Below are 20779 nucleotides of genomic sequence, written 5' to 3'. Positions count from 1 at the left end.
GGTCCGGGGCGGAGCCCCGGGTCTTTCCGCCTCGCCGGCGTCTGAGGCGCGGGGCATGGGCTCGGAGCCCGAGCCGCCGGAGGCAGGGATGACGGCCCGACCACAGGGCACGCTGGAGGTACCGGAACGTCGCCTCCCGGGAGGTCCGTCATGCCGCCCCGCCGCAACAAGCGCACCACGCACAGCACCCCGCCCCACGACCCCGTCCACCACCCCGTCTTCGCCCGCTTCTACGCCCGCGCCAGCACCACCGCCGAGACCCGCGCCGGCATCGCCCCCCTCCGCCGCGAGCTGCTGCACGGCGTCTCCGGCCGCGTCATCGAGATCGGCGCCGGCAACGGCCTGAACTTCCCGCACTACCCCCGCGCCGTCTCCGAGGTCGTCGCCGTCGAACCGGAGCGCACCCTCCGCCGGCTCGCGGCCTCCGCCGCCCTCCGCTGCGAGGTCCCCGTGGACGTCGTACCCGGCGCCGCCGAGGCCCTCCCGGTCAAGAGCGAGGCCTTCGACGCCGCCGTCGCCTCGCTGGTGCTGTGCACCGTACGGGACCTGCACCGCTCCCTCGCCGAACTGCACCGCGTACTCCGCCCCGACGCCGAGCTGCGCTTCTTCGAGCACGGCCTGGCGCCCGGCCCCGGCATGGCCGCCGTCCAGCGCACCCTGGACCGGACCGTCTGGCCGCACCTCTTCGGCGGCTGCCACACCGCGCGCGACCCGCTCGCCGCCATCGAGGCCGCCGGCTTCCGGATCGTCTCGCACCGCCGCCTGCGGCTGCCCGAGCGCGGTCCGGCCCTGCCGACCTCCTACTGCGTCATCGGGTCGGCGCGCCGAGAGGCTTGACCCAGCGCGTCCACTGGTCCTGGGGCCCGTAGCCCGCGGCGTCCCAGGCCAGGTGGGCCCGTGCGTTGCGGACGAGCACCATCGCGTCCGCCCGCCGCCCGCCGAGCGCCACGAAGCGTTCCTCGGCGGCGGCCAGCAGTGCGGTCCCGATCCCCTGGCGCCGGTGGCCGGGGTGCACGGCGAGCCGGTACAGGTGACAGCGCCAGCCGTCGAACCCGGCGATCACCGTGCCCACGAGCTCGCCGTCGCGCCGGGCGAGGAGCAGCGCCTGCGGGTCGCGGTCGTGGAGCCGCTCGACCCCGGCGAGGTCGTCGCTGATACTCGTTCCCTCGGCGGCGGCCTTCCAGAAGGCGAGCACGGCGCCGAGATCGGCGGCCGAAGCGGGTCCGATATGAAGATCAGTCATATCCGGATCCCATCATCCGGCCGGACTCCGCCAAAAGAATGATCCGTTCTCTTTGCCCGTCCTTTACCATGTGGGCAAGGTCCCTCTTGAGTGAAAGGTGTGAGCGTCCGCCCATGGGCGAGCCTCCCAGTCCCCGACATACCGCTCCGCGACATCGCGCGGTCCCCCTCCTCCTGGCCGATCATGGGACGGAGGTGATCGACCGATGACCGAGGTGCTCCTGCTCGTCGTGGCACTGCTGCTCTGCGTCGCCTGCGGGGTCTTCGTCGCGGCCGAGTTCTCGCTGACGACCGTGGAGCGCAGCGAGCTCGAACGAGCCGTCGAGCGCGGTGAGCGCGGGGCCGACAGCGCCCTGGCGGCCGTCCGCACCCTGACGTTCCAGCTCTCCGGCGCCCAGCTCGGCATCACCGTGACCGGCCTGGTCATCGGCATGATCTCCAAGCCGTCGATCTCCACCCTGCTCCAGGGCCCGTTCGAGGCGATGGGCCTGTCGGCCGGCGCCGCCTCCTCCACCGCCCTGGTCCTCGGCACCGTCGTGTCGACCGTGGTGCTGATGGTCGTCGGCGAGCTGGTGCCGAAGAACTGGGCCATCTCCTCGCCGCTGGCGATCGCCAAGCGCGTGGCGACCGCGCAGCGTGTCTTCAGCCGGGCCTTCAAACCCCTGATCAGCCACCTCAACACCACCGCGAACCACATGGTGCGGCGCCTGGGCATGGAGCCGGCCGAGGAGCTGGCCTCCGCGCGCACCCCGCAGGAGCTGGTCGCCCTGGCGCGGCACTCCGCGAAGGAGGGCGCGCTGGAGAAGGACACCGCCGAGCTGTTCGTGCGGACCCTGAACCTGGCCGACCTGACCGCGGAGAACGTGATGACCCCGCGCGTCCAGGTCACCGCTCTCGACGTGCAGACCACCGCCGAGGACGTGGCGAACGCGACGCTCGCCACCGGCCTGTCCCGCTTCCCGGTCTACCGGGGAAGCCTCGACACCGTCGTCGGCACCGTCCACATCAAGGACGTGCTGGCCCTGCCCGCCGAGGAGCGGCGCCGCCGTCCGGTGTCGCAGCTGCTGCGCGAGCCCCTCCTCGTACCGGAGTCGCTGACCGTGGACCGGCTGCTCGACCGGCTGTCCGGCAAGCAGACGATGGCCGTGGTCATCGACGAGTACGGCGGCACGGCCGGTGTGGCCACGCTGGAGGACATCGTCGAGGAGGTCGTCGGCGAGGTCCGGGACGAGCACGATCCGCACGAGACCCCGGACCTGGCCCCGGCCGGTACGGACGATTCCGGCCGCCTCCTCTACTCCGCCGACGGCTCCGCGCGCACCGACCAGCTCCAGCGGATCGGCCTGCGCGTGCCGGACGGTCCGTACGAGACGCTGGCCGGCCTGATAGCGACCGAGCTGGGCCGGATCCCGGCCGTCGGCGACCAGATGGAACTGGACGGCTGGCAGCTGGACGTGGTGGACGCCGGCGGACGCCGGGCGGCGCGGGTGCTGCTGCACGCCCCGGCCGAGCGCGCCGGGGGAACGGAGGAGGCCCGATGACCGTCATCCAGCTGCTGATCGGCCTGGCGACCCTGGTCGTCAACGCCTTCTTCGTCGGTGCGGAGTTCGCACTGATCTCGGTCCGGCGCAGCCAGATCGAGCCGTACGCCGAGCAGGGCGACCGGCGGGCCCGCGCCGTCCTGTGGGGCCTGGAGCACGTGTCGGCGCTGATGGCGGCGGCGCAGCTGGGCATCACGCTGTGCACCCTGGTGCTGGGTGTGGTGGCCGAGCCGGCCATCGCGCACCTGCTGACCCCGCTGTTCGACCTCGTCGGGGTACCCGACGGGCTGACGCACGCGATCTCGTTCGTGGTGGCTCTGTCGCTGGCTACGTACCTGCACATGCTCTTCGGCGAGATGGTGCCGAAGAACGTGGCGCTGTCCGAGCCGGTGCGCACCGCGCTCCTGCTGGGGCCGCCGCTGGTGGCCGTCACCCGGGCGCTGCGGCCGGTGATCTTCGCGATCAACGCCTTCGCCAACGCCCTGCTGCACCTGCTGCGGGTGGAGGTGAAGGACGAGATCGCGGCGAGCTTCTCGGACGACGAGCTGGCGCGGATGGTCAAGGACTCCAGTGACGCGGGTCTGCTCGACGACCGGGCGAGCGAGCGCCTGCACGACGCCCTGGAGCTGGGCCGGCGGCCGGTGACCGATGTGGTGCTGCCGGCGGACCGGGTGGTCTCGGCCCGCGTGGGCATCACTCCGACCGGCCTGGAGCGGCTGTCGGCCGAGTCCGGGTACTCCCGTTTCCCGGTGGTCGACGAGCAGGACCGGATCCTGGGCTACCTGCACGTGAAGGACGCCCTGGACGCGGACGGGGAGGCACGGAACGAGCCCTTCCCCGTGGCGGAGCTGCGGCCGATCGCCCAGGTACGGGCGGAGACCCCGCTGGACGACGTGCTGACCGCCATGCGGCGCAGCCGTACGCACCTGGCGGCGGTGCTCGGGGCGGAAGGTGCCATGACGGGCCTCGTGACCATGGAGGACGTACTGCGGGAGCTGTTCGGCAGGCCCGCGTCCGCCTGATCCGTCGGGGAGGTGCGGTCCCCCGGCCCTGCGGGGTCGGGGTACCGCGCGGTAACATCACTCCGCCATGGAGATGAATGCCTCTTACACCAGTTTCGTCGCGGTCGGCGACTCCTTCACCGAGGGCATGTCGGACCTGCTTCCGGACGGCTCCTACCGGGGCTGGGCCGATCTGCTGGCCGCCCGCCTCGCCGCGCGCGAGCCGGGCTTCCGCTACGCGAACCTCGCGGTCCGCGGGAAGCTGATCGGGCAGATCGCGGAGGACCAGGCCCCGGTGGCGGCGGCGATGGGCGCCGACGTGGTGGCCCTGGTGGGCGGGCTGAACGACGCCCTGCGCCCCAAGGTGGACATGGGCCGGGTCCGCGGCCACCTGGAGGCGGCCGTGGAGATCCTCGCGCCCTCCTGCAAGCGTCTCGTCCTCATGCGCTCCCCGGGGCGCAACGGTCCGGTGATGCAACGATTCCGGCCCCGCATGGAGGAGCTCTTCGTCATCATCGAGGAGCTCGCCGCCCGGCACGACGCCCAGGTCGTGGACCTGTACGGGGCCTCCGTGCTCGGAGACCAGCGGATGTGGGACGTGGACCGGCTGCACCTGACGGCGGAGGGCCACCGCCGGGTGGCCGAGGCCGTCTGGCAGACCCTGGGCCTGCCCGCCGAGCAGGATTGGCGCACGGAGCTGCCCGTCGCCGTAACGCCCGGCTGGACGGTGCGCCGGGCCCAGGACCTGAGCTTCGCCCGGCAGCACCTGCTCCCCTGGATCGGCCGCCGCCTGACGGGCCGCTCCTCCGGGGACGGCCGCCCGGCCAAGCGCCCGGAGCTGCTGCCGTACGGGGACGCTTCGCTCTCGTAGCAAGCCACAATCACGAGCGGGGGCCCTACCTGCGTGAACGCACAGCGGTGGCCCAAGTAGAATCCCTCCACGTGACTGCCAAGCCCCGCATCCCCAATGTCCTGGCCGGCCGCTACGCCTCCGCGGAGCTCGCCGTCCTGTGGTCCCCCGAGTACAAGGTGACGCTGGAGCGGCGGCTGTGGCTCGCCGTGCTGCGCGCCCAGAAGGACCTCGGTATCGAGGTCCCGGACGCGGCCCTCGCCGACTACGAGCGCGTCCTGGAGACCGTCGACCTCGCCTCCATCGCCGAGCGCGAGAAGGTCACCCGGCACGACGTGAAGGCCCGGATCGAGGAGTTCAACGCCCTCGCCGGTCACGAGCACGTCCACAAGGGCATGACCTCGCGCGACCTCACCGAGAACGTCGAGCAGCTGCAGATCCGGCTCTCGCTGGAGCTGGCCCGCGACCGCACGGTGGCCGTCCTCGCCCGCCTCGGCAAGCTGGCCGGCGAGCACGCCGAGCTGGTCATGGCCGGCCGCTCCCACAACGTGGCCGCGCAGGCCACCACCCTGGGCAAGCGCTTCGCCACCGCGGCCGACGAACTGCTCGTCGCCTACGACCGCCTGGAGAACCTCCTCGGCCGCTACCCGCTGCGCGGGATCAAGGGCCCGGTGGGCACCGCCCAGGACATGCTCGACCTGCTCGGCGGCGACGCCGCGAAGCTCGCCGACCTGGAGCAGCGGATCGCCGCCCACCTCGGCTTCGCCCAGGCCTTCACCTCGGTCGGCCAGGTCTACCCGCGCTCGCTCGACTACGACGTGGTCACCGCGCTGGTGCAGCTGGCCGCCGCCCCGTCGTCGATCGCCAAGACGATCCGCCTGATGGCCGGCCACGAGCTGGTCACCGAGGGCTTCAAGCCCGGCCAGGTCGGCTCCTCGGCGATGCCGCACAAGATGAACACCCGCTCCTGCGAGCGCGTGAACGGCCTCATGGTCATCCTGCGCGGCTACGCCTCGATGACCGGCGAGCTGGCCGGCGACCAGTGGAACGAGGGCGACGTCTCCTGCTCCGTGGTCCGCCGGGTGGCACTGCCGGACGCGTTCTTCGCCTTCGACGGCCTGCTGGAGACCTTCCTGACGGTCCTCGACGAGTTCGGCGCCTTCCCGGCGGTCGTCGCCCGCGAGCTGGACCGCTACCTGCCCTTCCTCGCGACCACCAAGGTCCTGATGGGCGCGGTCCGGGCCGGCGTCGGCCGCGAGGCCGCCCACGAGGTCATCAAGGAGCACGCGGTGGCCTCCGCGCTCGCCATGCGCGAGCAGGGCGCCGAGCGCAACGAGCTGCTGGACAAGCTGGCCGCCGACGACCGGATGCCGCTGGACCGGGCCCAGCTCGACGCCCTCATGGCCGACAAGCTGTCCTTCACCGGCGCCGCGGGCGACCAGGTCGCCGCCGTCGTCTCCCGGATCGAGGCGATCGCCAAGCAGCACCCGGAGGCCGCCGGGTACGCGCCGGGGTCGATCCTCTGACCCCCGAGGAGCTGACCGCCGCCCGTGACCGCGTCCTCCCGGACGTGGTCGCGGGCGGTCTGCGTGTGCTGTTCTGCGGGATCAACCCCGGCCTCCTCTCCGCCGCGACGGGCCACCACTTCGCCCGCCCCGGCAACCGGTTCTGGCCCGTCCTGCACCTGTCGGGCTTCACTCCGCGCCGGCTGGCCCCCGCGGAGCAGGAGGAGCTGCTGACCTACCGTCTCGGCATCACCAACGTCGTCGCCCGCGCCACGGCCCGCGCCGACGAACTGAGCGCCGAGGAGTTCCGCGAGGGCGGCCGCATCCTGACGGCCAAGGTGGAGCTCCTGCGCCCCCAGTGGCTGGCGGTGGTCGGAGTGACGGCCTACCGCACGGCCTTCGGGGAGCGGAAGGCGCAGATCGGCCCTCAGGAGCGGACCATCGGCTCCACCCGCATCTGGGCGCTCCCCAACCCGAGCGGCCTCAACGCCCACTGGACCGCCGAGTCCATGGCCCAGGAGTACGCCCGCCTCCGCGCCGCCGCCGAGGCTCCCGAGGGCTGCTGACCTCCCGCCGTTCGGCGGCTGGACCAAGACGTTCACCGACCCCCGCCTCTGCGCGGCCATCGTCGACCGCCTCACCGCGGCCAAGGCCGGCTGACATCTGACTGGGCGGTCTGAAGGTGCGGATGATCGACGAGGATCGTCGCCATGACCTACGTGATCGAAGCCGCTCGTCCGGACGACTCCGCGTGGTTGGGGCCACTGCTGCTGAGGGCTTGGCTGGAGACATACCGCAACCCAGAGGTGGGGGTCGACGAGGACTGGGTCCGTGAGCATCGCAGCTCGTCAGCCACGGCGGAGGGCATCACCCAGTGGCGGGAGTTCATCGAGGCAGCGAACCAGCAACCAGACCTGCTGTTCTGCCGCGTTGTCCGTTCCGAAACCGAGATCGTCGGCGTTCTCTGCGGGCGCCGCGGCGAAGTGGTCACCCTCGGACCGATGTATTTGCTGAATCACGTCCAGGGTCAGGGACTCGGTGGCCGCATGATGACCGAGTTCTTCACCTGGGCCGGAGCCGCACCCATAGGCCTGTGGGTCACTGACTACAACCAGAGCGCGGTCCGCTCCTACCGTCGTCACGGATTCAAGATCACGGGTGAGCGAGAGCTTTGGCAAGGAAGGCTGCCAAACCTGCGCATGACCCGCGAGGTCGCATCCAGCTTCAATCACAGCCGAGCTGCACGGAACCAGACCCGCGTTGGCAACAACTGCCTCGATGGCCAGGTGCGGGAAAACCCACCCCACGGGATCGTGGGTGGGGCCAAAACAGACTCGACGGCCCGCCGCCCTCCGGGCAGCGGGCCGTCCCCGTGGTCTGCTGCTACTTCTCGGTTCTGGCACAGATCTTGGGGAGTCGTCGCCGAGTGTTGCCCCGATGTTCGATTGCAGGGAGGCGAGTTCGCGTGAGACCGCGTACGCCTTGCCGTCCGAGAGTAGAGCTGTCGGACGCCGCCCCGATGCGATGCGTGCGCCTTTCGTGCGACCTGTTGCCGCCTTCGAGACGGTGATGGACTACCTCCACAGCCGGAGATGATCAGGGGCGAGGGGAGACGCCATGGACGGCAACGGAATCATTTCCCTTTCGGCAACGGCCGTGGCCATGGGTTCGCTAGGGGTGAGCTGGATTCAGGCGAGGACGGTGCGGACGCACAACAGGAAGTCCGTGAGGCCCCACCTTCAAATGCGCCAGGTGAAGAACTACGGAGACCGCACGACGGGCCTCCAGGTGATCAACGTCGGCCTCGGACCTGCCCTGATCACCGGAACGGCGGTGACGCTGGACGGTAGGCCCATTGGCCAGTGGAACAAGGAGACCTACGAGACACTGGCCCCGGATTGGCCCGCAGCGCCCAGCATGTACGCACTCTTCGACGGCATTGCCTTCCCCCAAGGCGCTTGCCAGTACCTCATCCATCTCGACGAGTACGATGACGCGACACATGCGTGGTTCTGGGAATTGATCTGCCGACGCCTCTCCATCGTGATCGACTACGAGTCTTTCTACGGCGGAGAGAACCTCAGGGCGTCTCCTCCTCCCATATAGGCCTGTCGGCCATGGCCACTTGGACGGAACGGTGACCGTCACGTCCGAGCCCCGGGCCCGGGCCCGGGAGACGGTCGAGCACATCGTGCGGGCGGTCCGTGACGGCGACGAGACCCGCATCCGCACCCTGCCGGCCGACCCCGCGGCCGTCGCGCACCGGAAGGTGTCGGGGCCCTTCGCGTCGCAGCGTTTCCACCGGAGCGGGGAGAGCGGGCAGCCGGTTCACCGGTGAGGGAACGGGAATGCCGTTCAGTTTCCGTTCAGGTGCTCGCGGACGCACTGCGTGTACTGGTGGAAGCTGTCGGGCTGGTAGCACTCCTGCGTCTTGTTCGCGTACCAGGCCATGAACACGGCGACCAGCCCGGACACCACGATCGCGAGGGACGACGTCACCACGGCGGTGACGGCCTTGCCCCGGCCCACGCCGGTCCGCTTGGCCGCCATCAGCGCGGCGATGCCCAGGATCAGGCCCATCACGGCGAGCGGGCCGCCGACCAAGACGAACGAGGTGCACAGGCTGATGATGCCCAGTGTCATGGCGGCTGTGGCCAGGCTGTTCTTCGGTGCTGTCAGACCCGGCGCCATTCCGTTCGGTGTCGTCTGACTCCGTACGGCCTGGTCCTGAGCGGACACCGTGTGATCCAGCGGTGTCTCGATCCCCTGAGCGTTCATCAGCCCGTCCTTCCGTCCCGTCAACTGGCAAGACCTCGATTCTGGTTTCGGGAACCCACGGACACATCGCGGGAAGGCGGGAGAGTCCGCTCCCCCGATCGGGGGAGGCCGCCGGTGGGCCGTCCGGTGATACTTACCTGGCCCATGTTCAGAGGAATCCGGCCGCTGCTGCGCGGCTCCACGTATTCGGGTGCGCTATTCGCCTATTGCGGGGCGTTGGCGAGCCTTCCATTGCTGCCTTTCGCAGCACTACCGGCGGTGGCATGGCCATCCGCTTCCTTGGGAGTGCAGTTCGCTCTGACCGTGCTGGTCTGGTCCGTACTGATCGGCGTGATCGGGCTGGCTCGTACCACGCGGCGGGTGCTGATCGCTTGCGCCCGGCGGATGCTGGGGGTGCCGTTGCCGGACCCCGTGGGCGAGCGTCGGCGTGCGGGCCTGCCCGGTGACGGGGCGGCTTCTTCCACTGCATCGGGCGCCGACCGGCTGCGGACCCCGCTCTGGCTGCTGTCGCATGTGGCGCTGGGGTGGGCGGGGGCGCAGCTGAGCATCCTGCTGTTCGTCGCGGGCTTGCTCCTGCCCGGCGGTTGGGCCGGCGCCGAGGCCGGGGTGAGTGTGAACGGCTGGTCGCTGCGGGCGGAGAGCGGCTGGCAGAGCTGGGCAGCTGCGCTCTGCTGCCTGCTGCTGGCGGCGGCTCTGTGCCCGGCGGTGACATACGCCCTGCGGTGGCTGGCGCCCAGGCTGCTGGGTCCGTCGTCGGCCGAGCGGCTCTCGCTGGCGGCCGAGCGGGAGCGGGTACTGGCCGAACGCAACCGGCTGGCCCACGAGTTGCACGACTCGATCGGGCACACCCTGACGGCCGCCACGATCCAGGCAGCGGTGGCCGGCGAGGTGCTCTGTGCCGACCCGGTGGCGGCGCGGGCCGCCCTGCGCAGCATCGAGGAGTCGACCCGGGCCGCCCTTGAGGACCTGGACTATGTGCTGGGCATGCTGCGCGAGGAGAAGGCGGGGACGGCGCCGGCCCGGACCCTGGCAGACCTGCCCGAGCTGCTCGACCGGCTGCGGCACGCGGGCGCGGTGGTGGAGCCGGAGCTGTCGGGCGACTATGCGCAGGTGCAGGGGACGCTCTCCCGGGCGGCGTACCGGATCCTGCAGGAAGGGCTGACGAACGCGCTGCGGCACGGAGCGGGCGGTCCGATCCGGGTCAAGGTGGCGACCGCGCCGGACTCGTTGGAGCTCGGCGTGGTCAACCGGACCGGAGCCGGGAGCGGAATGAGCGCGGGTGCCTTCCCGACGTCCGGGCACGGCCTGCCCGGCCTCTTGGAGCGCGTGCGGCTCCTGCACGGCGAAATCGAGGCCGGTGCGGACGGACCGGAGCACTGGCGGCTCGCGGTCCGGCTGCCGGTACGCTTGCCCGCATGATCGGCTCACAAGCGAGCGCTGCGGTCGCGACCGGCCCCGACGCGAGCGCAGCCGTCACAACTGACACCTCCGGCGCCTCCAGCTGCACCACCCTCCTGATCGCGGACGACGACGAGGTGACCCGCAGCGGTCTGCGCACGCTGCTCGCCATGCAGCCCGGGATTGCCGTCGTCGGGGAGGCCGCCGACGGCATCGAAGCAGTCGAGCGGGCACGGCAGTTGCGGCCGGACGTGGTCCTGATGGACGTACGGATGCCGCGCCGCAACGGCATAGAAGCCACCCGGCAGCTCCTCGCCGGGCCGGCCGACCCGCCGAAGGTCGTGGTGATCACCACCTTCGAGAACGACGACTACGTCACCGCCGCACTCAGCGCCGGGGCCAGCGGCTTCGTGCTCAAGCGGCTCCCCGTCCCCAAGATCGCGGAGGCGGTGCGGGTGGTCGCGGCGGGCGAGGCGATCCTCTTCCCGGCGGCCCTGCGCCGGATGGTCACCGCCCGTCCACTGGGATCCGCCGAGGCGCTGCCGCAGGCGGCGCTGACGGGCCGGGAGGAGGAGGTGCTGCGCCTGATGGCCACCGGCCGGTCCAACCCGGACATCGCGGAGTCGTGCAGGGTGAGCCTGGAGACGGTGAAGACGCACGTCGGGAACGTGCTGACCAAACTCGGCGCGCAGAACCGGACCCACGCGGTGGTGATCGCGTACGAAACCGGCCTGGTCGTGCCCGGGGTCACGGGCTGACGCAACATCAGCTGGTCTGACCCGGTCTGCCTGTGCCGCTGGACCAGCCTCCCGGGCGGTCCACGCCCGGGCCACCGCTCCCTCGGGGGCCCGGCTACGGGGACTCGGGGAGTTGCCCGCCCTCGCGGCGGGAGAGGTCGGCCGCGTAGGCGTTGCGGGGGCCCCAGGGCGTTGGGTCCAGTGAGTGGCCGACTCGATATTGATGCCGAGGAGGCGGCTCAGGACGACGGCGGGAAGCGCGGCGGCGAGATCCAAGAGAGGGGCTCGCGCTGCGAAAGGGTGGCCCTACGCCCTCGATGCAGGTCCGCAGATGGAAACCCAGCCGCTCATGCACTAGATGCAATTCCCCCGGGTTTGCGCCTCCACCACATGTGGCCGCAGCCGAAGATGCTGATGTTCGCGGCAGGGTTCGCCCCCCTCTGAGCGAGGTGCAGCTGACCTGGGTGCAGGCAGAGTGGGACGCCACCGACTAGGCAAGATCCAAAAGAGGCGGCTTAGGGCGGGTCGATGACGGTGACCCCTGCCATCAGCAGGTAGGGGTCCTCGGTGTCCCACTGCGCCACGTAGGCCACCAGCCACCGCTCCTCGGCCCGCCACAGGTGGACGTGGTCGGTGCTGTTGCTCAGCTCGTCCCACGGCTCCGGTATCTCCTCCCCGTCGAGCCCTCGCTCCAGCAGCGACCCGACGCTGAACACCTGCGGCTCCCCCCACCGGTCGGTCACCGCCTGGGTGAGCGCCCCGTACTCGGCACTGATCTGGTCGGTCGCCCCGATCCGCCCCGAACCGTCGTCATCCCAGAAGTGCTGCGTCCGAGTGAGCCGGATCAGATGAAAACCCGGGCCGCTGCTGCTTTCGACGGTCCGGACCGGCTCGGGCGGGAAATCCTTCGCCCTGAGCCTGTCGATCGTCTCGAGGTGCTCTGCCGTGGTCATACCGTCAGTATCCCCGCCACCACTGACAACTGGCCTGGCGTCACGCGTCCCGGCGGTGCACCGAGACCCACCCGCCGATGACTGCGGCGGCCGCCCACAGGGCCATCACACCGAGTCCCGTCCAGTGGCCGACAAGGCCGTCGGCCTCCATCCGCATCATCATCTGGCCGGCCCGGTCCGGCAGGAGCTGAGCCACGCCCTCGGCGCTCGCTCCGATGACGAAGGACACCAGCAGTACGAAGGGTATGAGCAGGCTCAGCACCGCCGCCGCGCTCCGCAGGACGGCCGTCAGTCCCGCCGCGAACAACGTCATCAGCGTCAGGTACATCCCGCAGCCGAAGACGGACCGGATCGTGCCCGGGTCACCGAGCTCCATGGCGTACGGCCCCATGAACGCCTGGCCGGCCACGAACGTGACGAGGGCGGTGATCTGCCCCAGCACGAAGGCGAGTGCGCCCACCACGGCCATCTTCGAGAGGTAGAAGCGGGTGCGGTTCGGCACCGCGGCCAGCGAGGTGCGCAGGGCTCCGTTGTGGAACTCGGCGGACAGCGCGTTCGCTCCGAAGGCTATGGCCGCGATCTGGCCGAAGTTGATCCCGTAGTAGGCCGCGAGGAGGCGGTCGTCACCCATGCTGCCCTCTTCGGCCTGGCCGATCGCCGCGGCGGTGAGCACCTGGATTCCGGCAGTGGCGACGAAGATGGCTATGTACGTGCCTACGGTGCCGCGCAGGGACCGTAGCTTGATCCATTCCGAGTGCAGGACGGGCATGGTGGGCAGAGCGGCGCTCATGGCGAAGCCTCCTGAGTGGGGAAAGAAGGGAGGGAAGGTCAGCGGGTTGCGGCGAACTGGGCGTGGTCGGCGGTGAGGTCCAGGTAGGCCTGCTCCAGCGAGGCCCGGTCGTCGGAGAGCTCCAGCACGGGCACGCCTTCGCGGGCGGCCAGGCTGCCGACCTGATCGGCCCGCATGCCCTCGACGGTCCATCGCCCGTCGTCCGCGGTGACCAGCTCGAAGCCGTCACGGGCCAGCGCGGCCCGCAGCCGGACCGGGTCGGAGGTGCGCAGCCGCACCCTCGGGGTGCTGCGGGCGTCGATGACCTCCTCCATCGAGGTGTCGGCCAGCAGTCTGCCGTTGCCGAGCACGACCAGGTGGTCGGCGAACGCCGAGGTCTCCGACATCAGATGGCTGGAGACCAGGACCGTGCGTCCCTCGGTGGCGAGACCGCGCATCAGCTCGCGGATCCAGATGATGCCCTCGGGGTCGAGGCCGTTGGTCGGCTCGTCCAGCAGCAGCACCCCGGGGTCACCCAGCAGCGCCGCGGCTATGCCCAGGCGCTGGCGCATTCCGAGCGAGAAGGATGTGACCCGCCGCCCGGCGACGGAGGCTATCCCCGTCTGCTCCAGGACCTCGTCCACTCTGCGCATCGGGATCCGGTCCGCCGCGGCGAGGAAGCGGAGGTGGTTCCGGGCGGTGCGCCCGCCGTGGGCCGCCTGCGCGTCCAGCAGTGCGCCGACCTGGTGCAGCGGGTCGGGGAGGTCGGTGAACCGCCGCCCGCCGATCGTGGCCGTACCGGACGTGGCCCGGTCCAGGCCCAGCAGCAGGCGCAGCGTGGTGGACTTGCCGGCGCCGTTGGGGCCGAGGAAGCCGGTGACCCGGCCGGGCAGGACATCGAAGGTGAGGCCGTCCACCGCACGGTGGGTGCCGTATGCCTTGGTGAGTTCTCGGATCTCGATGCTGTTCATGGCTCAAGACTCGCCGTCGGCCCCACCCCTCTCCCTCCCCCATGCGAGGGTGCCGTCTCCCCCACGTGGGGGAGACGGCCGCGAGCCACCTCCTGTCACGATGAGGGCATGTACCGACTGCTCCGTGCACCGCTCCAACCAGTGACCTATTCACGCTGGTTGCACCTCTGCGTGCCGATCCTGTTGGTGGCGCTCTGGATGTTCGTGGAGCCGGCGGCGCCGTGGGTCCCGCTGCTCATCGCGATACCTGTCGGTCTGGTCCCCTGGGTACGGCTGGTCGAGGGGCTGCAGGCGCGGTTCCTGCTCACCCCGCACGACTGGGGCCGCGCGGAAAGCACCATCAGTGCGGTCCCCTCCGCGCGGTGGAACGACCGTTGGCGGACCCTGCTGTGGCTGGAGGTGCGGTTCGTCCTCGCGTGGGTTGCCTGGGTCCCGACCGTGTGGCTCCCGGCCATGTCGGTCGAAATGGTCTCGATCGCTCTCGGGCATCCGCTGGGAAGTGACTACATGCTTCCCTTCGAGCCCCCGCGGTGGGCCGCCGCGCTGCTCGTGCCGGTGCCGCTGATCCTGCTCATCGCCATAGTGGTCCTTTGCGGGGAGCTGATCACCGCGATCGCCCGGCGGTTGCTGGGGCCTTCGGCGGCCGAGCGGCTCACCGCGCTGGAGGCCCGGACCGAGCAGCTTCTGGAGCGCAACCGGATCGCTCGCGAGCTTCACGACTCCATCGGGCACGCGCTGACGGTGGCGGTGGTGCAGGCAGGGGCCGCCCGGGCCGCCGGAGACCCGGAGTTCACGGACCGGGCGCTGTGCGCGATCGAGGAGACGGGCCGGGCCGCGCTGGAGGATCTGGAACGCGTGCTGGGGGTCCTGCGGGAGTCCGGGCAGCCGCCGTCGCAGCGGCCGACGCTCGTGGAGGCGGACCGGCTGCTGGAGTCGGCCCGGGCCTCCGGGGCGGCCGTGGACGCACAACTGTGCGGCCCGCTCGACAGGTTGCCGGGGCCGGTCACCCGGGAGGGGTACCGGATCCTTCAGGAGGCGCTCACGAACGTGCTGCGGCACTGCGGTCCGGTGCCCGTCCGGGTGAGGATCGAGATGGCCGGGGACCGGCTGGACCTGGAGGTGTCGAACCCGCTGCCGGACGGGCCGGCCCTGATACAGCGCAGCGGGAGCGGGCTGCGCGGGATGCGGGAGCGGGCCGCGCTGCTCGGCGGGGAGGCCGAGACCGGTCCGCACGAGGGCAGTTGGAGGGTGCGCGCGCGGCTTCCGCTGGAGCGAATACGCTGACCGGATGCCGGTTACCGTACTGCTCGTCGATGACGAACCCCTCGTGCGCGCTGGTCTGCGCGCCGTCCTGGACTCCCAGCCCGACATCGAGGTGGTGGGTGAGGCTGCGGACGGGGCCTCGGTGGTCCCGCTCGTCCGCCAACTGAGGCCGGACGTAGTGGCGATGGACGTGCGGATGCCGCTGCTCGACGGGATCGAGGCGACCCGTGCGGTCCTGCGTTCGGTGGACTCACCTCCGAAGATCCTCGTGATCACCACCTTCGAGAACGACGAGTACGTCTACCAGGCGCTGCGGGCCGGAGCGGACGGGTTCCTGCTGAAGCGGGCCCGGCCTTCGGAGATCGTGCACGCGGTACGGCTGGTGGCGGAGGGCGAGACGCTGCTCTTCCCGGCCGCGGTGCGGTCCCTGGCCGCGGAGTACGGGAACCGGCAGGCGCGGGCGGCGCTGGAGCGGGCCGCCCTGACCGGGCGGGAGGAGGCGGTCCTGCGGCTCATGGCGCGGGGGCTCACCAACGTGGAGATCGCGGCCGACCTGATCATCGGCACGGAGACGGTCAAGTCCCACGTCAGTGCGATCCTGGCGAAGCTGGGGGCGCGGGACCGCACCCAGGCGGTGATCACGGCGTACGAGTCGGGGTTCGTCTCGCCGGCCTGAGGAAAGGCTGATTCCGGCTGATGGGGGGCCGCTTCTCGCCGCGGCACCGGGCGCGCAGTACGATCCGGCAAACAAGCTCGCTAGCTGGGAGGACACACGTTGGGGCAGCTGACCGGCGGGGACCCCTCTCTGCTCCGGCGGATCAATTCCGCCGTCGTGCTGCGCGCGCTGCGCACGGCCGGATCGCCGACGCTCACGGACCTCACACGGCTGACCGGGCTCTCCCGGCCGACCGTCGAAGGTGTCGTCGAGGGGCTGATCGGGACCGGGCTCGTCGTCGAGGCCGAAGCGGAGGAAGGCGCGCGTCGCCAGGGTCGACCGGCGAGGCGGTTCCGGTTCCGGGCCGAGGCAGGGCACCTGCTGGGCATCGAGATCGGCTCGCACCGGATCGCGGTGCTGCTGTCCGGGCTGGACGGCCGCGTCATCGGCGCCGGCACCAAGGACGTCGCGGAGGACGCGTCCGCGGACGAGCGGCTGGAGCGGGTGCGGGCGGCCGTCGCGGATCTGCTGCGCCGCGCCGGCGTGCCTCGGGACTCCCTGCGGGCGGTCGGGGTCGGCAGCCCCGGGATCGTGGAGGCGGACGGCACGGTCCGCCTCGGCACGGCGCTGCCCGGCTGGACCGGGCTGCCGCTCGGGGAGCGGCTGCGCCGCTCGTTCCGCTGCCCGGTGCAGGTGGAGAACGACGCCAATGCGGCGGCGGTCGCCGAGCACTGGAAGGGCGCCGCGCGGGACACCGGCGACATGGTGTTCGTGATGGCGGGGCTCAGTCCCGGCGCCGGCTCGCTGATCGGCGGCCGGCTGCACCGCGGCTTCGGCGGCGCGGCCGGCGAGATCGGCGCCCTGCACCTGCTGGGCCGCGAGGTCACGCCCGAGCGACTGCTCTCGACCACCGGTGAGCCGCTGCATCCGCTGGACGAACCCGCCGTCGCCGAGGTCTTCGCGATGGCCAAGCGGGGCGACGAGCGCGCGGTGGCCGCCGTGGAGCGGTTCCTGCAGCGGCTGGTCCACGACGTGGCGGCGCTGGTCCTGGCGATGGATCCGGAGCTGGTGGTCGTCGGCGGCTGGGCGGCCGGGCTGGACGGCGTACTGGAGCCCCTGCGCCAGGAGCTGGAACGCTATTGCCTGCGCCCGCCGCGGGTGGCCCTGTCCCTGCTGGGCGAGGCCGCGGTGGCGACCGGCGCCCTGCGGCTCGCGCTGGACCACGTCGAGGAGGAACTCTTCGCGGTGGAGAAGACGGTCACGGCCCGCCGCTGACCACACCCCCTGGGACCCTCGCGGTTCCCTGGTGCCGGCCGGGCCGTGACCGGCCCGGCCCACGGGTGTCAGGAGGCGACGCGGGGTTCGTGCGTGATCTCGACGTTGCCGGAGTCGCCGAAGGTGAGGCGGCAGGTGTCGGCGCGGTAGGTGGCCACCGAGACGGCGGCCGTGCCCGCGGCGGTGAAGTAGCGGGTGGTGACCAGGAGGACCGGGGCGCCGGGCAGGCGGTCCAGTTCCTTGGCGTCGTCGGCACGCGCGGAGCCGAGTTCGACCGAGCGGTCCTGGCCGTCGAGGACCAGCCGCTGCAGCTCACGCAGGACGGCGCGGGCGCGGGCGGGTCCGGACGGGGCCTCGATCGCGGGGAGTCCGGGCACCGAGGCGGCCGGAACGTAGAGCAGCTCGGCGGCGACGGCCTGGCCGTGCGTGACCCGGGTCCGGCGCACCGTGTGCACCGGCTGGTCGGCGGCGAAATCCCCACCGGTGCCGAGGAGCTGCAGCACCGCGGCCGGCGGCAGGCTCTCGGCCGCGTCCACCGGCTCCCAGCCGTCGACGCCCTCGCCGGGCCAGCTGTGCTGCGCGCTGCCGACGGCGACGCCCACGCGCGGCGGGGCGACGGTGGTGCCGACGCCACGGCGACGCTGCAGCCGGCCTTCGAGCTCCAGCTGCTCCAGCGCCTGACGCAGGGTCGCGCGGGCGACCCCGAAACGGGCGGCGAGTTCACGCTCGTTGGGCAGGACCTCACCGACGGCGAAGTCCTGGTCGAGCGCCTCGCTGAGGACGGTCTTGAGGTGCCAGTACTTCGGCTCCGGCGCCGTTTCGAGCTGCGTGGTCCCCACCCTGACTCCTCCTGCCGTCGCTGCACTCGCCGTGTGTTCCAGCGGCAGTTCCGCGCCCTTGTTTATTAAAGGTTCCTGCACTATCCCTGCGACGATAGGACGGTGCACCCCCTTGGTCAAGACCAATGCTCGTCCCTTTGCCGGGCAGATCGGGCATACGTATCAAGCCGTTCACGGGATGTTCTCGTGTGCCCCGAAGGCTTGTAGTCAAGGGCTACCGGACGGTAATCATGGCGGTGGGTGTTACTGACAGCCTGTCTCGCACGCGTCCCACCGACGAGGAGCAGCATGACCGCCACGGTCTCCTTCACGATCGACACGCCGCTCGGCCCCCGCACCACCACCGTCGCCTACGAGCGCAAGGGCTCCGGCGAACCGCTCCTCCTGCTGCACGGCATCGGCCACCACCTCCAGGCCTGGCAGCCGGTGACCGACATCCTGGCCGCCCAGCACGAGGTGATCGCCGTCGATCTGCCGGGCTTCGGCGCCTCGGAGCCGTTGCCGCACGGGGTTCCGTACAACCTGGGGACCGTGGCACCCGCGCTGGGGGCGCTCTGCACGGCCCTCGGCATCGAGCGCCCGCACGTCGCGGGCAACTCCCTCGGCGGGCTGCTCGCCCTCGAGATGGGCCGGAGCAAGCTCGTCCGCTCGGTCACCGCCCTCTCCCCCGCCGGGTTCTGGACGGAGGCCGAGCGCCGCTACGCCTTCGCCACCCTCCTCACGATGCGCGCCGGCGCCAAGGCCCTGCCCCTCCCCGCGGTGCGGCGGCTCTCGCGCAACGCCGTCGGCCGCGCCGCACTCACCGGCACCATCTACGCCCGCCCGGCCCGCCGTTCGCCGGAGGCCGTGGTCGCCGAGACCCTGGCCCTGCGCGATGCCACCGGCTTCGAGGAGACCCTGGCCGCGGGCGGTTCCGTACGGTTCACCGACGACGTGCCCGGCCTGCCGGTCACCATCGCCTGGGGGACGCGCGACCGGCTGCTGCTGCGCCGCCAGGGCGTGCGCGCCAAGCACATCCTCCCCGGCGCCCGGCTGGTCCGGCTCCCGGGCTGCGGCCACGTCCCGATGAACGACGATCCGGCGCTCGTCTCCCGGGTGATCCTGGACACGGCCCGCAGCGCGAACCCCGTGGCCGCCTGAACGGATGAGCGGCTGACGGGTGTTCATCCGGGGTTCGCGTGGGCGACGCGGCCGGGCCGGGGTGCGGCGGCACGCTGGTCCGACCCGTCCTCGCCGGCCCCTGGAGACGCACCGATGGCATCGATGCCGCACACCCGACGGACCCTCATCGGCGGTTCCCTCGCCCTGTCCTCCGCGCTGTTCGCCGCTCCGGCACTCGCCGCCCCCGCCTTCGCCCGCTCCGGCCGGCCGAAGGCGCTCTGGGGCGTCCAGTCCGGCGAGATCACCGCCCACTCGGCCACCGTCTGGACCCGTTCCGACCGCCTCGCGCGGATGTACGTCGAGACCTCCCCGAGCGAGGCGTTCCGCTACGCCGTACGGCGCCACCGCGGCCCGCTGCTCGGCCCGTCGAGCGACTTCACCGGAACCACCGTCCTGCGCGACCTCCCGCCCGGGCAGCAGATCCACTACCGCGTCGTCCTGGCCGACCCCGACGACCCCCGCCGCACCGCCGAGCCGGTCCACGGCACCTTCCGCACCACCCCCGTCTCCCGCCGCCACGACGTGCGCTTCCACTGGTCCGGGGACCTGGCCGGCCAGGGCTGGGGCATCAACCCCGACCTCGGCGGCTACCGCGTCTTCGAGGAGATGCGGCTGCGCAACCCCGACTTCTTCCTCTTCAGCGGGGACACGATCTACGCCGACGGGCCGATCAAGGAGTCCGTACCCCTGCGCGACGGCAGCCTCTGGCGCAACGTGACCACCGAGGAGAAGGCGAAGGTCGCCGAGACCCTCGCCGAGTTCCGCGGGAACTTCCGCTACAACCTGCTCGACCGCAGCCTGACCGCCTTCAACGCCCAGGTCCCGGTCCTCGCCCAGTGGGACGACCACGAGGTGCGCAACAACTGGTACCCGGGCCAGCTGATCGACGACCCCCGCTACACCGTCAAGGAGGCCGACACCCTCGCCGCCCGCGCCCGTCAGGCATTCGGCGAGTACTTCCCCGTCACCGACCTGCGCGGCGGCCGCGCCGAGGGCCGGATGTACCGGGTGATGCGGTACGGGCCGCTGCTCGACGTCTTCGTCCTCGACATGCGCACGTACCGCGACGCCAACTCCCCCGGCACCCAGTCCGAGGACCCCATCGGCATCCTCGGCCCCGAGCAGCTGGCCTGGCTCAAGCGCGAGCTCTCCCGCTCCCGCGCCACCTGGAAGGTCATCGCCGCCGACATGCCGCTCGGCATCGTCGTCCCCGACGGGGCCGCGAACTTCGAGGCCGTCGCCCAGGGCGACCCGGGCGCTCCGCTGGGCCGCGAGCTCCAGATCGCCGAACTCCTGCGCCACATCAAGCACCAGCGCATCACCGGCACCCTCTGGCTCACCGCCGACGTGCACTACACCGCCGCGAACCACTACGCGCCCGAGCGGGCCGCCTTCACCGACTTCGCGCCGTTCTGGGAGTTCGTGTCGGGCCCGATCGGCGCCGGCGGCTTCCCGGCCGGCCGTCTCGACGCCACCTTCGGCCCGGAGACGGCGTACGTGCAGTCGGCCCCCTTCGCCAACATGTCGCCTTCGGAGAACCCTCCGTACTACGGTGAGGTCGACATCGACGGCGGCAGCGGGGAACTCACGGTCCGGCTGCGCCGCCAGGGCGGCGGCGTCCTGTTCACCAGGACGCTCCAGCCCGGCCGCGTGGGCCAGTAGAGCCGGACCCGGGGGCAGACGCCGGCAGGGCCGGCCCCGGGGGCACACGCCGGCAGGGCCGAACCCGGGGGCACACGCCGCCAGGGCCGAACCCGGGGGCACACGCCGCCAGGACCGGGCCCGGGGCTCACGCCCGTATTCCGGAAACGGCCCCGAAAACTGGATGAAATCGGCCAGAT

The 20779-nt window shown here is 71.7% G+C and carries 22 protein-coding genes; 16 read left to right on the top strand and 6 right to left on the bottom strand.

Features of this window, described 5'->3' with window-relative positions; translation table 11 throughout:
* Positions 1-150 precede the first annotated feature (150 nt).
* Positions 151-837 (top strand): class I SAM-dependent methyltransferase, encoded by a 687-nt coding sequence (locus RIU97_RS33740; protein WP_404961292.1) that lies wholly within the window; start codon positions 151-153, stop codon positions 835-837.
* Here RIU97_RS33740 and RIU97_RS33735 read toward each other — a convergent pair.
* Complete coding sequence (locus tag RIU97_RS33735; protein WP_404961291.1) at positions 809-1243, bottom strand: GNAT family N-acetyltransferase; 435 nt, start codon at positions 1241-1243, stop codon at positions 809-811. The genes RIU97_RS33740 and RIU97_RS33735 overlap by 29 nt on opposite strands.
* A 205-nt stretch (positions 1244-1448) precedes the next feature.
* On the opposite strand from RIU97_RS33735, the gene RIU97_RS33730 reads away from it, so the two are divergent.
* From RIU97_RS33730 to RIU97_RS33695, 8 genes are all read left to right on the top strand, one after another.
* A complete protein-coding gene (locus RIU97_RS33730) occupies positions 1449-2783 on the top strand; it encodes a hemolysin family protein (protein WP_404961290.1) in 1335 nt (444 codons plus the stop codon).
* Entirely contained in the window at positions 2780-3805 is a 1026-nt protein-coding gene (locus tag RIU97_RS33725; RefSeq protein WP_404961289.1) for a hemolysin family protein, read from the top strand. The genes RIU97_RS33730 and RIU97_RS33725 overlap by 4 nt, the downstream gene beginning before the upstream one ends.
* Before the next feature lie 67 nt (positions 3806-3872).
* Positions 3873-4655: an SGNH/GDSL hydrolase family protein gene (locus tag RIU97_RS33720; RefSeq protein ID WP_404961288.1), complete on the top strand. Its 783-nt coding sequence runs from the start codon at positions 3873-3875 to the stop codon at positions 4653-4655.
* Positions 4656-4726: 71 nt separating this feature from the next.
* Complete coding sequence (gene purB, locus RIU97_RS33715; RefSeq protein ID WP_404961287.1) at positions 4727-6160, top strand: adenylosuccinate lyase; 1434 nt, start codon at positions 4727-4729, stop codon at positions 6158-6160.
* Positions 6157-6705 (top strand): G/U mismatch-specific DNA glycosylase, encoded by a 549-nt coding sequence (gene mug, locus RIU97_RS33710; RefSeq protein WP_404963036.1) that lies wholly within the window; start codon positions 6157-6159, stop codon positions 6703-6705. Before purB ends, mug begins: the two co-directional genes overlap by 4 nt.
* A 144-nt stretch (positions 6706-6849) precedes the next feature.
* Positions 6850-7608, top strand: coding sequence for a GNAT family N-acetyltransferase (locus RIU97_RS33705; protein WP_404961286.1), 759 nt, complete (start codon positions 6850-6852; stop codon positions 7606-7608).
* Between the two features lie 148 nt (positions 7609-7756).
* Positions 7757-8245, top strand: a complete 489-nt coding sequence (locus RIU97_RS33700; RefSeq protein WP_404961285.1) for a hypothetical protein — start codon at positions 7757-7759, stop codon at positions 8243-8245.
* Between the two features lie 31 nt (positions 8246-8276).
* On the top strand, positions 8277-8477 hold the full coding sequence (locus tag RIU97_RS33695; protein ID WP_404961284.1) for a hypothetical protein: 201 nt from the start codon (positions 8277-8279) through the stop codon (positions 8475-8477).
* Positions 8478-8494: 17 nt separating this feature from the next.
* Here RIU97_RS33695 and RIU97_RS33690 read toward each other — a convergent pair whose 3' ends face one another.
* A complete protein-coding gene (locus RIU97_RS33690; protein WP_404961283.1) occupies positions 8495-8917 on the bottom strand; it encodes a DUF4190 domain-containing protein in 423 nt (140 codons plus the stop codon).
* A 285-nt stretch (positions 8918-9202) separates the two neighbouring features.
* On the opposite strand from RIU97_RS33690, the gene RIU97_RS33685 reads away from it, so the two are divergent.
* The gene (locus tag RIU97_RS33685) at positions 9203-10336 is read left to right on the top strand and encodes a sensor histidine kinase (protein WP_404961282.1); all 1134 of its coding nucleotides are present in this window, start codon (positions 9203-9205) and stop codon (positions 10334-10336) included.
* Positions 10333-11073: a response regulator gene (locus tag RIU97_RS33680; RefSeq protein ID WP_404961281.1), complete on the top strand. Its 741-nt coding sequence runs from the start codon at positions 10333-10335 to the stop codon at positions 11071-11073. Before RIU97_RS33685 ends, RIU97_RS33680 begins: the two co-directional genes overlap by 4 nt.
* Positions 11074-11567: 494 nt before the next feature.
* Here RIU97_RS33680 and RIU97_RS33675 read toward each other — a convergent pair whose 3' ends face one another.
* From RIU97_RS33675 to RIU97_RS33665, 3 genes are read right to left on the bottom strand one after another with little or no spacing between them, the layout of a single operon-like run.
* The gene (locus tag RIU97_RS33675; protein WP_404961280.1) at positions 11568-12005 is read right to left on the bottom strand and encodes a hypothetical protein; all 438 of its coding nucleotides are present in this window, start codon (positions 12003-12005) and stop codon (positions 11568-11570) included.
* A gap of 40 nt (positions 12006-12045) precedes the next feature.
* Positions 12046-12795 (bottom strand): ABC transporter permease subunit, encoded by a 750-nt coding sequence (locus RIU97_RS33670; protein WP_404961279.1) that lies wholly within the window; start codon positions 12793-12795, stop codon positions 12046-12048.
* A gap of 38 nt (positions 12796-12833) precedes the next feature.
* On the bottom strand, positions 12834-13745 hold the full coding sequence (locus RIU97_RS33665; RefSeq protein WP_404961278.1) for an ABC transporter ATP-binding protein: 912 nt from the start codon (positions 13743-13745) through the stop codon (positions 12834-12836).
* A gap of 108 nt (positions 13746-13853) precedes the next feature.
* On the opposite strand from RIU97_RS33665, the gene RIU97_RS33660 reads away from it, so the two are divergent.
* The 3 genes from RIU97_RS33660 to RIU97_RS33650 all read left to right on the top strand — a co-directional run bounded on the left by RIU97_RS33660 (position 13854) and on the right by RIU97_RS33650 (position 16938).
* Positions 13854-15029, top strand: a complete 1176-nt coding sequence (locus RIU97_RS33660; protein WP_404961277.1) for a sensor histidine kinase — start codon at positions 13854-13856, stop codon at positions 15027-15029.
* Positions 15030-15033: 4 nt separating this feature from the next.
* On the top strand, positions 15034-15684 hold the full coding sequence (locus RIU97_RS33655; RefSeq protein ID WP_404961276.1) for a response regulator: 651 nt from the start codon (positions 15034-15036) through the stop codon (positions 15682-15684).
* A 99-nt stretch (positions 15685-15783) separates the two neighbouring features.
* Positions 15784-16938, top strand: a complete 1155-nt coding sequence (locus RIU97_RS33650) for an ROK family transcriptional regulator (protein ID WP_327417657.1) — start codon at positions 15784-15786, stop codon at positions 16936-16938.
* A gap of 68 nt (positions 16939-17006) precedes the next feature.
* On the opposite strand, the gene RIU97_RS33645 is transcribed toward RIU97_RS33650, so the two are convergent.
* The gene (locus RIU97_RS33645; protein WP_404961275.1) at positions 17007-17777 is read right to left on the bottom strand and encodes a GntR family transcriptional regulator; all 771 of its coding nucleotides are present in this window, start codon (positions 17775-17777) and stop codon (positions 17007-17009) included.
* Between the two features lie 288 nt (positions 17778-18065).
* Here RIU97_RS33645 and RIU97_RS33640 point away from each other — a divergent pair, with 288 nt between their 5' ends.
* Positions 18066-18917 carry an alpha/beta fold hydrolase gene (locus RIU97_RS33640; RefSeq protein ID WP_404961274.1) on the top strand — a complete coding sequence of 284 codons (852 nt, stop codon included), beginning with the start codon at positions 18066-18068 and terminating at the stop codon, positions 18915-18917.
* Positions 18918-19040: 123 nt separating this feature from the next.
* On the top strand, positions 19041-20600 hold the full coding sequence (locus RIU97_RS33635) for an alkaline phosphatase D family protein (RefSeq protein ID WP_404963035.1): 1560 nt from the start codon (positions 19041-19043) through the stop codon (positions 20598-20600).
* Positions 20601-20779: the final 179 nt, after the last annotated feature.

Origin of the sequence: Streptomyces sp. 147326 (assembly GCF_045000215.1) — a bacterium.
In the GTDB taxonomy this organism is placed as follows: Bacteria; Actinomycetota; Actinomycetes; order Streptomycetales; family Streptomycetaceae; genus Streptomyces.
Note: the sequence above shows the minus strand (reverse complement) of the source record. Positions and strands in the feature narration are given on the sequence as shown.